Genomic DNA, 14,650 nt, shown 5'->3' with positions numbered 1-14,650 from the left:
GCCGGCCGCAGCCGGCGCCCCGCTCCCCCGCTGTCCGGCGTTTCCTCACACCCGCTCGGCCGGGCCCAGCGCCAGGCCCGGTTCGTCGTTCTGCCGGGCCACGTACAGCCCGCCGCGCTCACCCATCAGCGCGAGCACCACGCGCCCCCGGCCGTCGAGCGCCAGCGCGGGCGGGGCCGGGGTGCGCTCCCCCGTCGCCGCCCACCACAGGCCCCCGGCCTCGTTCTCCGTACCGCAGGCCGCCAGCATCACGCGGCCGTCGCGCGTGCGGTGGGCCAGCACCGTGCAGTCGTAGCCGTCCAGTTCGGCGCGCAGCACGGCGATCCGGCCCTCGGCCGGGGTGTCGCCGATGGTGACGGGCGGGGTGTCCGCACGGCTGGCGACCAGGGCGCCCGTGGCGGCGTCGGTCCAGTAGTAGGTGGTGCGGTCGGGTGCCGTCGCCAGCGCGCTCACCGCGCCGCCGGCGATCTTGACGTTGAGGTTGGTGCCCTTCTCGAAGGCGCCGCCCGGCTCGCTCTGGGCCCACCGCATCGCCTTGGTGGTGCCGGGGACGAACAGCTCGATGCGCCCGGACTCGGCGACCGCGACGGCCATCGTCTCCTTGCCGAGGGTGCCCCGGAGGTCCTTCCACCCCTCCCACTTGCCGTTCTTCGCCTCGCGGCGCAGCATCATCCCGCCGTTGGCGTTGCGGACGAAGACGTGGACCATGCCGGTCGGGGCGACCGCGGCGCCCGGCGGGCCGATGCGGGCGCCGCGCTCGTCACCGTCCTTGTACGGGTTGCCCAGCGAGCGGAACGCGGTGACCGGGCGGCCCGTCTGGTACTGGACGGCGTGGACGAGGTCCACCGCCGGCGGGCCCTCGTCCTCCCGCACCGAGCGGCGCCCGACGAAGTGGACGTAGCCGTCCTCGCCCTGGGCGATGCCGATGCGGTCGACGTCCGGGGCGGGGAAGAACTCCGGGCCCTGCCAGCGGGGGCCGCCGGGACGCTCCTCGGTCCAGCGCACGATCCCGTCCTCGTCGCGGGCGTACGCGGTGAGCCGGCCGTCCTTGCCACGCACGAGCCAGCGTCCGTCGACCGGGGTTCCGGCCGTCCCACTGGGGCTTTCGACGTCTCGCAGGGCGTCCTCGCCCTTGCCGGAGGCACTCCCCCGGACACGTCTCGACCTGACTCGCATGTCGTGGCGTCTTCCTTCCGTGATGGTCCGCTCCCGATCTGCGGCTTTGTGTCACGACCGGCACCCGGAAGTCGGGGAGCACCCATCATAGAATCACCGTTCGAACCCATGGAATCACCGCGTCCGCCCGCGCATGCGAGGCCCCCGGGCAGTCCGCGGCCCGGCTCAGCCCCGGTCGCGGTGCAGGCGGCTGTGCGAGCGGCCGTACGCGAAGTAGACGATCGCGCCGAGCACCATCCAGATCGCGAACCGCAGCCAGGTCTCGGCCGGCAGGTTCAGCATCAGCCAGACCGACGCGGCCACCGACAGGACCGGGATCAGCGGCACCAGCGGCGTACGGAAGGCGCGGTGCAGGTCCGGGCGGGTGCGGCGCAGCACGATGACGCCGAGCGCGACGACCACGAAGGCGAAGAGGGTGCCGATGTTCACCAGGGTCGCCAGCTCGTTGATGCTGGTCACCCCGGCGACCACGGCGATCACCGCACCGAGCAGGATGGTGGGGCGGTACGGGGTGCGGAAGCGCGGGTGGGTCTTGGAGAAGAACGTGGGGAGCAGGCCGTCGCGGCTCATCGCGAAGAACACCCGGGTCTGGCCCAGCAGCAGGATCATGCAGACGGTGGTGAGGCCGACGGCGGCGCCGAAGCTGATGACGCCCGCGTAGAAGGGGTGCCCGACCGCCTTGAAGGCGTCCGCGAGCGGGGCGCTGACGGACAGTTCCGTGTAGTGCTGCATCCCGGTGACGACGATCGACACCGCGACGTACAGCACGGTGCAGATGAGCAGGGAGGCCAGGATGCCGCGCGGCATGTCGCGCTGCGGCAGCTTGGTCTCCTCGGCGGCCGTGGCGACGACGTCGAAGCCGATGAAGGCGAAGAAGACGATGGAGGCGGCGGTGAAGATGCCCATCACGCCGAAGTTGGTCGGGGCGTAGCCGAAGATGAGCTGGACCAGCGGGGCGTCGAGCCCCGACCCGGAGGGCTGCGGCTCGGCCTCCGGGATGAACGGCGAGTAGTTGCCGGTGTCGATGAAGAACAGTCCGGCGATGATGACGATCAGCACGACGGCGATCTTCACGGCGACGACCACGGCGGTGACCCGGGCGGAGAGCTTCATGCCGAGCACCAGGATCACGGTGAGCAGCAGCACCAGGGCGAAGGCGAGGATGTCGAAGCCGAATCCTTCCGCCACGTCGGGCCCGGACAGCACGTCCGGCAGATGCCAGCCCGCGTTGTCCAGCAGCGAGCGGACGTAGCCGGACCAGCCGACCGCGACCACCGCGGTGCCGAGCGCGAACTCCAGCACCAGGTCCCAGCCGATGATCCAGGCGACCAGTTCACCGAGCGAGGCGTACGAGAAGGTGTACGCGGACCCGGCGACCGGGACCGTGGACGCGAACTCCGCGTAGCACAGGGCGGCCAGGGCGCAGACGACGCCGGCGACCACGAAGGCGAGGGCGGTGGCGGGGCCCGCGGTCTCCTTGGCGACCTTTCCGGTGAGGACGAAGATCCCGGTGCCGATGACGACGCCGACCCCGAAGACGGTGAGGTCGAGCGCGGAGAGCGACTTTCTGAGGGCGTGCTCCGGCTCCTCGGTGTCCCGGATGGACTGCTCGACCGTCTTGGTCCTGAACAGCCCGTCTCCGCTGGGGGGCAGGTCCTGCTGCGTGCTCACCGGCGTACCTCCACGCACTTGTCGTGCCCGCCATGATTCGGAGCATGCATCACCACGTGCGCGCGGCACGCCTGCCGGGGCCGGATTTCACGCGAACGGGCCGGTCGGACCACTCGTTACGGGTGGTCCGACCGGCCCGTTCGGCCGAAGCGGTGGTACGGCTCAGTCCGCGACGTGCTCCGCGACGGTGCGGTTGTCGGCGGCCGTGTCGTAGCGGCCGTCGAGCTTGGCGACCAGGCCGGTGACCTGGCGGGCGATGTCCGGGGCGGTCAGCCCGATCTCGGCCATGACCTCCTTGCGGGAGGCGTGGTCGAGGAAGACCGGCGGGATGCCGAAGTCGCGCAGCGGCACGTCCACGTCGGCGTCGCGCAGGGCCTGGGAGATCGCGGAGCCGACGCCGCCGGCCCGGCTGTTGTCCTCGACGGTGACGACCACGCGGTGCTGCGCGGCGAGCGGGGCCATGGCCTCGTCGACGGGCTTGACCCAGCGGGGGTCCACGACCGTGGTCGAGATGCCCTGGGCGTCGAGCAGGTCGGCGATCTCCAGGCACATCGGGGCGAGCGCGCCGATGGAGACGAGCAGCACGTCGGGCTTGGCGGCGGCCGGCTTGCGCAGCACGTCCATGCCGCCCACCGTGCCGACGGCCTTGACCGAGGGGCCGACGGCGCCCTTGGAGAAGCGGACGACGGTCGCCGCGTCGTCGACCTCGACGGCCTCGCGGAGCTGGGCGCGGACCTGGTCGGCGTCGCGCGGGGCGGCGATGCGCAGGCCGGGGACGACCTGGAGGATGGACATGTCCCACATGCCGTTGTGCGAGGCGCCGTCCGTACCGGTGATGCCGGCCCGGTCCAGGACGAAGGTGACGCCGCACTTGTGCAGGGCGACGTCCATCAGGACCTGGTCGAAGGCGCGGTTGAGGAAGGTGGCGTACACCGCGAAGACGGGGTGCAGTCCGCCGGTGGCGAGGCCGGCTGCGGAGACGGCGCCGTGCTGCTCGGCGATGCCGACGTCGTAGATCCGGTCCGGGAACTCCTTCTCGAACTTGGTCAGGCCGACCGGCTGGAGCATGGCCGCGGTGATGGCGACGATGTCCTCGCGCTCGTGGCCGAGCTTGACCATCTCCTCGCCGAACACCGAGGTCCAGTCGAGGCCGGAGGTGGCGACGGGCAGGCCCGTGTCGGGGTGGATCTTGCCGACGGCGTGGAAGCGGTCGGCCTCGTCCTGGAGGGCGGGGGTGTAGCCGCGGCCCTTCTCGGTGAGGCAGTGCACGATGACGGGGCCGCCGAAGCGCTTGGCGCGCTGGAGCGCGGACTCCAGGGCCTCGATGTCGTGGCCGTCGATGGGGCCGACGTACTTCAGGCCGAGGTCCTCGAACATGCCCTGCGGGGCGATGAAGTCCTTGAGGCCCTTCTTGGCGCCGTGCAGCGTCTCGTACAGCGGCTTGCCGACGACGGGGGTGCGCTCCAGGAGGTCCTTGCCGCGGGCGAGGAAGCGCTCGTAGCCGTCGGTGGTGCGCAGGGTGGCCAGGTGGTTGGCGAGGCCGCCGATGGTGGGGGCGTAGGAGCGCTCGTTGTCGTTGACGACGATGACGAGGGGGCGGTCCTTGGCGGCGGCGATGTTGTTCAGCGCCTCCCAGGCCATGCCGCCGGTCAGCGCGCCGTCGCCGATGACGGCCACGACGTGGTCGTCCTTGCCGCGTACCTCGTTGGCCTTGGCGAGGCCGTCCGCCCAGCCGAGGACGGTGGAGGCGTGCGAGTTCTCGATGACGTCGTGCTCGGACTCGGCGCGCGAGGGGTAGCCGGACAGGCCGCCCTTGCTCTTGAGCCTGCTGAAGTCCTGGCGGCCGGTGAGGAGCTTGTGCACGTAGCTCTGGTGGCCGGTGTCGAAGAGGACCTTGTCCTTCGGCGAGTCGAAGACCCGGTGCAGGGCGATGGTCAGCTCGACCACGCCGAGGTTGGGTCCGAGGTGGCCGCCGGTCTTGGAGACGGCGTCGACGAGGAAGGTGCGGATCTCCTCGGCGAGCCGAACCAGCTGCTCGGGGGTGAGTCGGTCGAGGTCACGTGGTCCGCCGATGCCGGTCAGCAGATCTCCTCCGTCGCCCACCACCGCCCGTGCGGGACGCGCTTCGCGCGGCTGTGTCACCGTGCCTCCTTGCGATTGTGCTGGTCGAGCTTGCCGATCCGATGAGTCTAACGGCCTCCCTCCGGAGCGGGGGGCGGGGCGTACTGCCCCTTCCGTCCCGCCGCACGCCGGAGCCCGGCGCCCCTTGGCGGGGGGCCGGGCGCCGCCCGGCAGACGGCAATTTGACGACAGGCCCTAGGCGCGGCCTGCGGTCTTCTGGGTCTTGCGGGAGACCGAGTCGATGATCACGGCGATGAGGAGCACCGCGCCGGTGATCATGTACTGGATCGCGTTCGACGACAGGTCCATCTGGTTGAGGCCCTGGACGATCGACTGGATGACCAGGATGCCCAGCAGCGCGGACCAGACCTTGCCGCGTCCGCCGAACAGGGACGTACCGCCGATGACGGCCGCGGCGATGCACATCATGAGCTGGTTGCCGCCGCCGAGGGAGCGGTCGGCGCCGCCGGTCGCGGAGGCCAGGAAGAGGCCGCCGACCGCGCCGAGCGTGCCGGAGATCGCGAACACCGAGATGCGAATCCAGGACACGTTGATGCCGGCCCGGCGGGCCGCCTCGATGCCGCCGCCGACCGCGAAGACCTGACGGCCGTAGGTGGTGCGGCGCAGGATGAAGTCGGTGACGACCAGGATGGCGAGGAAGATCACCAGGGAGAGCGGGAGGCCCTGCTCCTGGGTCAACTACCCGGCTACGAGGGGCCGGGCTTGGAGGTAGCGCCCGACTGGCTGCCGGGTGGGCTCCTCCGTCCAGCACCCTATGAGGGTGCGGGGGCGTGTGACTCCGCCCCGCTTCGCCACAGCTTCCACGCTCGTGCGCGGATGTTGCGGGAGGCATTGTGGTCGGCGTGATCAACGAATCCGCACGACCGGCACGCGAACCGTCCCTGAGAGACACGGTTCAGCTTGTCCGTGTACCCGCACTCCGCGCACATGCGGGAGGTGTGGACGGGGTCGACGAACAGCACGGGAACACCGGCGCGACGCGCCTTGTACTCGACAAACTGTCCGAGCTGGGCGAAGGCCCAGGAGTGCAGCGCGACCCGTTGGGGCTTGCGGAGCCGTACCCGTTGGCGGATACCGGCAAGGTCTTCCATGCCGATTCCGCGCCCGGTGCGTTCGGCCTCGGTCACGATGCGCTTGGCGATGATGTGGTTGGCCTCGGTCGCCTTGCGCCGCTCCTTGCGGCACTGCCGCTTGAGGAGCCGCTTGGCCGACTTGGTGCCCTTCTTCTGGAGCTTGGCCCGCAGGGCGAGCTGACGCTTGCGGTAGCGGTTCAGCCCGCGTCCGGCGTGGATCCTGCCGTCCGAGGTGGTGGCGATGTTGACGATGCCGAGGTCCACACCGAGGAAGTCGGTCGGATCGTACCGCTCGGCCTCGGGAATCTCGCACGTGGCGATGAGGAACCACATGCCGTCGCGGTGGACAAGATCGGACTCACCCTTGCGGTGCTCGGCCAGGAGCTCACGGGCCCGACCGGAGCAGGCGAACCGTACGCCCCGGATACGTCCGGAGGTGGTCCAGATGCTCACTGTCCGCTCATCGACCTGCCAACTGAGGCACCGGTTGTCATACGGCTGAGCCGCGTCAGGGCGGAAGCTGATCGGCTTCGATTCGGCCCTGGCCCGGCGCTTCGACCCCGGCTTGCCGAGATTCCCCGCGCGGACGTTGGCGCGCAGGGTGGTGTAGGCGTCGGCGGTCTTCCGCAGTACATGCAGCGCGGGCTGAGCCGACAGGCCCCGGTCTTTCAGGTCGCGGTAGGCGAAGCCCTGCAACGCCTTGCGGGAGAACTCGCCCCGCTCGTGCGCCTGGCCGGACAGCCGGTTCGCCGCGTCGTTCGCCGTGCGCAGGGTGCGCTCAAGTGCCGACGCCACCTCGGGCGTCGGCATAAGGCGAACCTGCACGACGATCTTCATGGCTGTCATCGTAGCATCGTGTCTATGTCACCACGATGGGAACAAAACCCCGGCATTCGCAGGGGTCGTAGCGTCGTCCATACCCTCCACGTGCATCTGGTCTTCGTCCCGAAGTACCGGCGTGGCGTCTTCACCGACGAGATCCTGACCCGATGCGAAGAGATCATGCGGGAGGTGTGCGTCAAGGCGAACGCCGAGCTGCGCGAGTTCAATGGCGACCGCGACCACGTACACCTGCTCATCCACTACCCACCGCAGGTCAAGCTCTCCACCCTGGTCGGCTCCCTCAAGGGCGTGTCCGCGCACTACCTGCGCAAGGAGTACGCCGACCACATCCGCCGGCACCTGTGGGGCGAGCACTTCTGGTCGCCCTCGTACTTCGCCGCCTCCGCCGGCGGAGCCCCGCTGTCTGTCATCAAGGAGTACATCGAGCAGCAAAAAACGCCCGCTGCAGAGCGGGCGTCGGAGCAGCCCGGAGAAGCCATTCCTCCCAAGCCCTGAATGGCTGGGATTCCTGGCCGGATACCGTTGACCCGTACGCGGCGAGCAGCACGGTGCGCAGGATGATCTCGCTCTGCGGGCGGTGCGGCAGCTCGGCCGCCCTGCGGCGGCGGGAGTCGCGCAGCCGCGCCAGGTAAAAGGCGGCGATCACGGCGATGGCGAGGCCGTGGGCGGCGGCGATGTCGCCGAAGTAGTAGCTGGTCAGGTCGCGGACGAAGCTGCCGAGCGGGGTGGTGATGGTGGACTTGTCGCCCATCACCCGGGTCTGCATGCCGACCCAGCCCAGGAAGCCCGCCAGGGTCACGACGAATAGACGTCAAGGAGTAAATCCTTAACGAGATGACAACGGTGCCATCCGTTCTCTAAGTGAAGGCAGGGGTCGCTGCGGGCGTGCCGTTCTCCAGAAGGGTCGAATCCCCCATCTCGCTCAGTACGAGGGCCAGCGCGCCCAGCACCTCCGCGCGTCCTCCCAGGGCCCCCGGCAGCACCGAGAGCTGCCGCGCCGCACTGGGGATGGCGTACCGGGACACGGAGTCCCGGATGGGTCCGAGGACCAACTCGCCCGCCTCCGCCAGCGAACCGCCGAGCACGACCCGGCTCGGGTTCAAGAGATTGCAAAGGTTGGCGACACCGCTGCCGATGTGCCGCCCGACGTCACCGATCACCCGCCGGCACCCCGGATCGCCCTCGCGGGCCAGCTGGACCACCCGCTCCATGGTGAGATCGGGGCCGTGGCTGGGCTGGAGCAGCGGCAGGACGTAGCGCGCGGCCGTGAAGGTCTCCAGGCAGCCGCGGTTGCCGCAGCGGCAGACCGGGCCCGACTCGTCCAGGGTGATGTGGCCGATCTCGCCGGCGGTGCCGCCGGGGCCCCGGTAGATGTGGCCGTCGATGACCAGACCGGCGCCGACGCCGCCGGCGACCTTGATGTACGCGAGGTCCTTGACCCCCCGGCCGCTCCCCCACACCAGCTCGCCGAGCGCGCCGAGGTTGGCGTCGTTGTCCACGTACACCGGTACGCCCAGGCGCGAGGAGAGCTCGTCGCCGGGGTTGATGCCCGTCCAGCCCGGCAGGATCGACGTGGAGCCCAGCGTGCCGGACTCCACGTCGATCGGGCCGGGTACGCCGAGCCCCACTCCGATGACCTTGCCGGGGCTGATCCCGGTCGTGTCGATCAGCCGGTTGACCAGTTGTTCCGCCCGTCCGAAGCCCTGGGCGGACGAGGCGTCCACGTCCAGCGGCTCGGACTCCTCGGCGAGCACCTGGTGGGCGAGGTTGCCCACGGCCACGCGCAGATGGGTGTGGCCGAAGTCGACGCCGATCACGATGCCCGCGTCCCCGCTGAGCGAGACGCTGCGGGCGCGCCGGCCGCCCGCGGAGGTGGGGGTGACCTCGACCGTGCCGCTGTCCTTCAGTTCGCGAACGATATTGGAGACCGTGGCCGCGGACAGGCCCGTACTCCTCGCGATCTCCGCCTGGGTGAGCGAACCCGCCATGCGTACGGCGCGTACGACCCGCTCAAGGTTGGCGCGATGCAGAGACGTCTGCGACCCGGGAGTCTCCATCGACTCACTCACTCCTGCCCTATTCTCCAACATGTGAACTCCAAGCTGACCGTTTTGGGGTACTCCCCGTCAAGACCTGAGCGCGGGCGGTCCCGGGTCACGCCACCGCCGCGCCGGGGCCGGGCAGCACGAAGAACCGCCCGTCGGCCGAGCCGACGGGCGGTTTCCGGTTTCGAGAGGTGAACGCCTACTTGAGGGCGCCGGCGGTGAGGCCCGCCTGGACCTGGCGCTGGAAGATCGCGTACACGGCCAGGACGGGGATGATGGCGATCATCATGCCCGCCATGAGGGCGCCCCAGTCGTTGTCGTAGCCCTGCTGGAGGGCGATCATCGCGAGCCCCTGGGTGAGGACGTACTTGTCCTCGTCCTGGTCCAGCACCATGGGCAGCAGGTACTGGTTCCACTGGCCCAGGAAGTTGAAGATGCCGATGCTGATGAGGCCGGGCTTGGCCATCGGCAGCATCACCTGGAAGAACGTACGGGTGTGCGAGGCCCCGTCGATCATCGCCGCCTCCGCCACCGAGGCGGGCAGCGTGCGGAAGAACGCCGTCATGAAGAAGACGGTGAACGGCAGCGAGTAGGCGATGTAGACCAGGATCAGCCCGTGGTAGGTCGCCAGGAGCGAGCCGCCGGGGAAGTCCCGCAGGACGAAGAAGAGCGGGATCACCAGCATGAACACGGGGAAGGACATGCCGGCCACGAACAGGTAGTAGATGAACCTGTTCCCCGGGAACTGGAACCGGGCCAGCACATACGCGGCCATCGAGCCGAGGATCATCGTGCCGGTGACCGAACCGCCCACCACGATGGCGGTGTTGATGAAGTAGCGGCCCATGTGCGCGTCGTTCCACGCGTTGGACCAGTTCTCCCAGTGCAGCGAGGTCGGCAGGCCCCACGGGTCGGTGAGGATGCCGTTGCTGTCCTTGAACGCGCTCCACAGCACCCACAGCAGCGGCACGCCGACCATCAGCGTCCACACGACCAGCATGCCGTGCGAGAAGACGTTGAGGACACCGCCCTCGCCGCCGCCCTTGCGCTTGGCGGGTACGGGCCGGGCCGTCCCCGTCGGGGCCGGGTCCTGCTTGGCCACGGCCTCGGTTTCGTCGATCGTCATGCGCCCGTAACCCCTAGAACTCGATTCGCTCACGCCGCGCGAAGCGCATGGTGAGCACGGCGAAGGCCATCGTGACGATCAGCATCGCGATACCCATGGCGGAGGCGTAGCCGAACTGGCTGTCGCGGAAGGCCGTCTGGAAGAGCCGCAGCGGCATGACGTCGGTGGCGCCGTCCGGCCCGCCCATGTTGACCGACATGATCTGCACCAGGGCGAACGCGTCGAGCGCGATGATGCCCATGTACACCCAGCCGGTCTGCACGGTGTCCCACAGCAGGGGGACGGTGATCTTGAAGAAGGTGTCGAAGCGGCCGGCGCCGTCCAGCAGCGCCGCCTCGTAGATCTCGCGCGGGATCGAGGCCATCGCGGCGGAGAAGAGCACGACGTAGAAGCCGACGTTGCTCCACACCATGACGGCGCTGATGCACCAGAGCGCGATGCTCTTCTCGCCCAGCCACGCGTTCTGCAGCGAGTCGAGCCCCACGGTCCCCAGGAACGAGTTGAGCATTCCGTCGTGCGGGTCCGGGTTGTAGATGTTGAACCAGATCACCGCGATGATCGTGATGGAAATGACCTGGGGGAAGAAGAAGACGAACTTGTAGAACTTGGAACCGGCCACCCCGGTGACCACTTCGTTCTTCTTGCGCCGTCCGCCGACATTGAGCATGAAGGCGAAGAAGAGGCCCATTCCCAGCGTGATCACGGGGATCAGCGCGAGCATGTAGATGTTGTGGCGCAGCGCATTCCAGAATTCGTCGCTCTCCCAGAGTCGCTGGAAGTTGTCGAGCCCGACGAACTCGGCCGTCCCGACCAGTCCCGACCAGTCGGTCATCGAGATCTGGAACGCTTGGACGAAAGGTGAGATCACAAAGATCGCGTAGACGATCAGAGGCAGGGCCAGGAAGCCCGCGACGAATCGGTACTTGCCGTGTTGCATGGTCTTTCCCGGCCCTTCTCCTCGGTTTCGGGGCGCAGCTCAGGAAGTGCGCTTGAACTTGGCGACCGAGTCGTCCTGGGCGACCTTGTCGGCCGCCTCCTGGGTCTTCTTGATCCAGTCGGACGCCTTGAGGTCACCCGTGAGCAGCTGGCCCGTCAGGCCGCCCATCTTCTCGTCCGTCAGGGCGGGGTACCACTCCTGCAGCTGGCAGCTGACGAGGTTGGTGCCGGCCTCCTTGAAGACCGAGCTGGCCGAGGCCAGGCCCGGCGACAGCTTCATCCCCTCGGTCGCGTCCATCACACAGGTGAGGGACTTGACCTTGGTGGCGAAGTTCTGCGCGTGCTTCTTGGAGAGCATGATGCGCAGCAGCTCCATGCCGCCGACCGGGTTCTTGCCCTTGCTCGGCACGATGAACGGTTCGCTGGGCTCGGCGCGCAGGGAGCCGTGCGGCATCTTGTCGCCGGTGCCGTCGAAGAGCGCGCCGACCGCCATCCCGAAGTCCTCCGGGGTGGTCGGGGCGGCCTCGTTCTCGACCCAGGAGCCGTTCGGGATGAAGACGGCCTTGCCCTTGGTCCACTGGGTCTGGGACTGGATGTGGGTGAGGCCCTGGCTGCCCTCCAGGAAGTACTTCTTGGCGGCCAACTCCTCGTAGTGCTCGATGACTTCCTTGACCGCGTCGTTCTTCGTCCACGCGTTGGGCTCAAGGTTGTCGATCGCCATCCAGGCGTCCATGCCGCCGATCTTGGCGATCTGGGCGAAGAGGTTGAAGTGGACGTAGTACGGGTACTTGCCCGCGTACGTCCAGGGCGCGATGCCCTCCTTCTTGATCTCGCCGCAGAGCTTGACCATGTCGCTGAGGGACTTGGGGTACTCCCAGCCCTTGGACTCCATCAGCTTCTGGGAGTACCAGGTGCCGTAGATGGTGAAGGCGTAGTACAGGACGTCGAACGTGTCGCCGTGCAGGCCCTTCTCCAGGGTGCTCGGGTGGATCGTGTCCCGGACCTTCTTGGCCGGGTCGTCGATGGAGCCCGCGTCGAGCAGCGCCTTCAGGTCCTGGAGCTGGCCCTGGTCGGAGAGCTTGTTCATGTTGAGGTGGTCGGCGCCGGAGTTGTCGATGACGTCCGGCGGGTTGCCGCCCGCGAAGCGCGGGGTCAGCTTCGGGCCGACCTGCTGGGTGCCGGTGTGCTTGACCGTCGCCCCGTACGTCGACTTGTAGTCGGCCTCCGCGTCCTTGGCGTACTGGTCGCCCAGACCGCCCTTGAAGATGAACGCTTCGAGCGCCAGGCCCTTTTTCACGCCGAGGGGGTTGGTGGCGGAGGTCTTGCCGGCCGGCGCCTTGGTCTTCTTCTCGTCGCTGCCGCCGCCACCGGTGGCGCAGCTCGTCAGGAGACTCATCGTCGGCACGGTGATCAGCCCAATGGCTGCGGACCGCTTGATCAGATCACGGCGTCCGAGACCCTCATTACCGTGAGCGGAGGTGGTTCCCATGCTCAAGTCCTCGCCTTCTCCAGGACTCAGGCGGTGTACCGGTCGCCCAGCGAGAATGTGCCTCGGCAAAGGGTCCCGCCACCGCGGTCAGTTGAAGCTGGATCATTCTGGCCACGGGGAGCCTCCGGCGCGCCGCGCACTCGTTCGCACGGACCGCTTCCGATTCCCCCTGGACCGCCGCCGACTACCTCGGCTATGCGGACGCCGACAGGTATAGTCCACTTCTCGTCAACTACGCAAGATCGAATGCGGACTTACGAAAGAGTCTTTCCCTACTTGAGACCTAGGGTGGCGCCGTGCCGCCCGGACGGGCGATCTCCTTGTGGCGCGGTTCCGTTGAAGACCACCATTGGTCCAGTCCAATCAACTCGTCAGTAGTGTTCCGGGTCCTTGTGGGCCGTCGCTGGGAAGAGGCTCTGCGGCAGCGCGACGTTCCACGCGGTGACGACCGGGTTGCCGTGTTCCCGGCCCAGCCGCGACACCGCGCCCGTGGCCAGCTGGAACAAGGTGCCCCCGGCCGGGCCGAGCCCCAGGTAGCGGGCGGTCAGGACACGCAGGAAGTGCGAGTGGGCGACGAGCGCGATGTCCCGGTCGCCGGCCCGCGCCGCCGCGTCGGCCACCTGCGCCAGCACCCGGTCGGCCCGCTCACCGACCTGGGCCGGGGTCTCCCCCGGATGCTCCGGGGGCCCGGCCGCCACCCCGTCCGTCCAGAGGTTCCAGCCGGGCCGGGTGCGGTGGATCTCGTCCGTGGTGACGCCCTCGTAGCCGCCGTAGTCCCACTCGTGCAGCTCCGGGGTGACGCGGGGCGCGGCGAGCCCGGCGAGCTCGGCGGTGCGCAGCGCCCGGACGAGCGGGCTGACGAGGGTGAGGGCGAGGGAGCGCTCGGCGAGCAGCGGGGCCAGGGCGCGGGCCTGGCGTTCGCCGAGGGGGGTCAGGGGCAGGTCGGTGTGGCTGGTGTGCCGCCCGTCGCGGGACCACGCGGTCTCGCCGTGCCGGATCAGGATCAGTTCGCCCATGTGAAGGCCGTCCGCTCTCAGTGCCGTAACCGCTCACGCGTGTCGCCGGGTGCGAACCCGCCGCCCCACGATCCCATTCCGGCCGGGCCGCACGGCGCGGGGCGCGCCCGGCGGGCGATCCGGTACGGCTGCGCGCGGGGGTCGTGCCTGATCCGGTACGGCTACGCGCGGGGGTCGTCGCGGAAGCGGTCGGCGTCGGCCGACGCCCCGGCGTAGGCGCGGATGAGCGGGGTGGCGGCCGCGGTGCGCCAGGCGAGGGCCCACCGGCAGGGCGGCGCGTCGCGGATGGGGAGGTAGACCAGGCTCGGCCAGGCGTAGAAGCGGGGCGTCTCGGCCGGCACGGCGGCGACCGCCTGGCCGGAGGCGACCACGCTGAGCGCCTCCTGCCAGGTGGTGACGCGCGGCCCCCGGGGCACCGGGCGGCCGGACGGGGTGCGGCGGGGGTTCAGGGCCTCCTCCATGGTGGCGGGGATCGAGCCGCCCTCGACCACGGCGCAGTCGCCGAAGTCCTCCAGGCAGACGGACTCCCGCCGGGCGAAGGGGTGCCCGGCGCCGACCATGAGGAGCAGTTCGGAGACGTGCGCGGTCGGGACGACGGTCAGTCCGGGCTCCTCGACGGGCAGCCACACGTACACCAGGTCCACGTCGCCGGACAGGAGCAGGTCCAGGGGCGAGGCGGGCTGGATCTCGCGGTGCCGGACGCGGGCGTCGGGGTGGCGGGCGCGGAACAGCTCCAGCGTCCTCTCGATCTGGAGGGAGTAGGGGCCCATGGTGCCGAGGGTCAGGGTGCCCCTGGTGCCCCGGGCGGTGGCCCTGGCCGCCTCGATGCCCTCGGTGATCTGCCGGTGTCCGCGTTCCAGGGCCCGGTACAGCTGTTCACCGAGGGGCGAGAGGCGCACGGTGCGGGTGGTGCGGTCGAACAGCGGTCCGCCGATGAGCCGTTCCTGTTTCTTGACCGCCTGGCTGACCCGGCCGGGGCTCACGCCCAGCCGTTCGGCGGTGCGGCTGAAGTGCAGCTCCTCCGCCAGGGTCAGGAAGATCTCTATCTCCCGCATCTCCACGCGCGCGGCCCCCGGATTCTTTAGCCCAGAGTCAAAGGACGTTACCAGGACGGTCGTTGATGACCGGGGCGG

12 protein-coding genes and 1 pseudogene are annotated in these 14,650 nt (G+C 69.4%); 1 reads left to right on the top strand and 12 read right to left on the bottom strand.

Annotated elements, in window-relative coordinates:
- Positions 1 to 45 precede the first annotated feature (45 nt).
- The 5 genes and pseudogenes from DNK56_RS29415 to DNK56_RS29395 form a co-directional block, all read right to left on the bottom strand.
- Positions 46 to 1,176 carry a hypothetical protein gene (locus DNK56_RS29415; RefSeq protein WP_111338810.1) on the bottom strand — a complete coding sequence of 377 codons (1,131 nt, stop codon included), beginning with the start codon at positions 1,174 to 1,176 and terminating at the stop codon, positions 46 to 48.
- A gap of 165 nt (positions 1,177 to 1,341) precedes the next feature.
- Positions 1,342 to 2,847 (bottom strand): amino acid permease, encoded by a 1,506-nt coding sequence (locus DNK56_RS29410; protein WP_111338809.1) that lies wholly within the window; start codon positions 2,845 to 2,847, stop codon positions 1,342 to 1,344.
- Between the two features lie 162 nt (positions 2,848 to 3,009).
- On the bottom strand, positions 3,010 to 4,989 hold the full coding sequence (gene dxs / locus DNK56_RS29405) for a 1-deoxy-D-xylulose-5-phosphate synthase (RefSeq protein WP_111338808.1): 1,980 nt from the start codon (positions 4,987 to 4,989) through the stop codon (positions 3,010 to 3,012).
- Between the two features lie 174 nt (positions 4,990 to 5,163).
- Positions 5,164 to 5,661: pseudogene (locus DNK56_RS29400) on the bottom strand (ABC transporter permease subunit); the annotation flags it as partial.
- Between the two features lie 80 nt (positions 5,662 to 5,741).
- Complete coding sequence (locus tag DNK56_RS29395) at positions 5,742 to 6,899, bottom strand: RNA-guided endonuclease InsQ/TnpB family protein (RefSeq protein WP_111338807.1); 1,158 nt, start codon at positions 6,897 to 6,899, stop codon at positions 5,742 to 5,744.
- 24 nt (positions 6,900 to 6,923) lie between these two features.
- Between DNK56_RS29395 and tnpA the strand changes: the two genes are divergently transcribed.
- Positions 6,924 to 7,400, top strand: a complete 477-nt coding sequence (gene tnpA, locus DNK56_RS29390; protein WP_111338806.1) for an IS200/IS605 family transposase — start codon at positions 6,924 to 6,926, stop codon at positions 7,398 to 7,400.
- Here the strand turns inward: tnpA and DNK56_RS29385 are convergent.
- The 7 genes from DNK56_RS29385 to DNK56_RS29355 form a co-directional block, all read right to left on the bottom strand.
- The gene (locus DNK56_RS29385; RefSeq protein ID WP_241990123.1) at positions 7,315 to 7,704 is read right to left on the bottom strand and encodes a hypothetical protein; all 390 of its coding nucleotides are present in this window, start codon (positions 7,702 to 7,704) and stop codon (positions 7,315 to 7,317) included. The genes tnpA and DNK56_RS29385 overlap by 86 nt on opposite strands.
- 58 nt (positions 7,705 to 7,762) lie before the next feature.
- The gene (locus DNK56_RS29380) at positions 7,763 to 8,962 is read right to left on the bottom strand and encodes an ROK family transcriptional regulator (protein ID WP_111338805.1); all 1,200 of its coding nucleotides are present in this window, start codon (positions 8,960 to 8,962) and stop codon (positions 7,763 to 7,765) included.
- Between the two features lie 187 nt (positions 8,963 to 9,149).
- Positions 9,150 to 10,076, bottom strand: coding sequence for a carbohydrate ABC transporter permease (locus DNK56_RS29375; RefSeq protein WP_111338804.1), 927 nt, complete (start codon positions 10,074 to 10,076; stop codon positions 9,150 to 9,152).
- A gap of 13 nt (positions 10,077 to 10,089) precedes the next feature.
- Entirely contained in the window at positions 10,090 to 11,013 is a 924-nt protein-coding gene (locus DNK56_RS29370) for a carbohydrate ABC transporter permease (RefSeq protein WP_111338803.1), read from the bottom strand.
- A gap of 39 nt (positions 11,014 to 11,052) precedes the next feature.
- The gene (gene ngcE / locus DNK56_RS29365) at positions 11,053 to 12,501 is read right to left on the bottom strand and encodes an N-acetylglucosamine/diacetylchitobiose ABC transporter substrate-binding protein (protein ID WP_111338802.1); all 1,449 of its coding nucleotides are present in this window, start codon (positions 12,499 to 12,501) and stop codon (positions 11,053 to 11,055) included.
- A 371-nt stretch (positions 12,502 to 12,872) separates the two neighbouring features.
- Positions 12,873 to 13,517, bottom strand: coding sequence for a histidine phosphatase family protein (locus tag DNK56_RS29360; RefSeq protein ID WP_111338801.1), 645 nt, complete (start codon positions 13,515 to 13,517; stop codon positions 12,873 to 12,875).
- A gap of 161 nt (positions 13,518 to 13,678) precedes the next feature.
- Positions 13,679 to 14,572: a LysR family transcriptional regulator gene (locus DNK56_RS29355; RefSeq protein WP_241990197.1), complete on the bottom strand. Its 894-nt coding sequence runs from the start codon at positions 14,570 to 14,572 to the stop codon at positions 13,679 to 13,681.
- Between the last annotated feature and the right edge of the window lie 78 nt (positions 14,573 to 14,650).

The organism is Streptomyces sp. AC1-42W (assembly GCF_003248355.1).
Taxonomy (GTDB): domain Bacteria; phylum Actinomycetota; class Actinomycetes; order Streptomycetales; family Streptomycetaceae; genus Streptomyces.
This window is presented reverse-complemented; position numbering and strand designations above follow the sequence as displayed.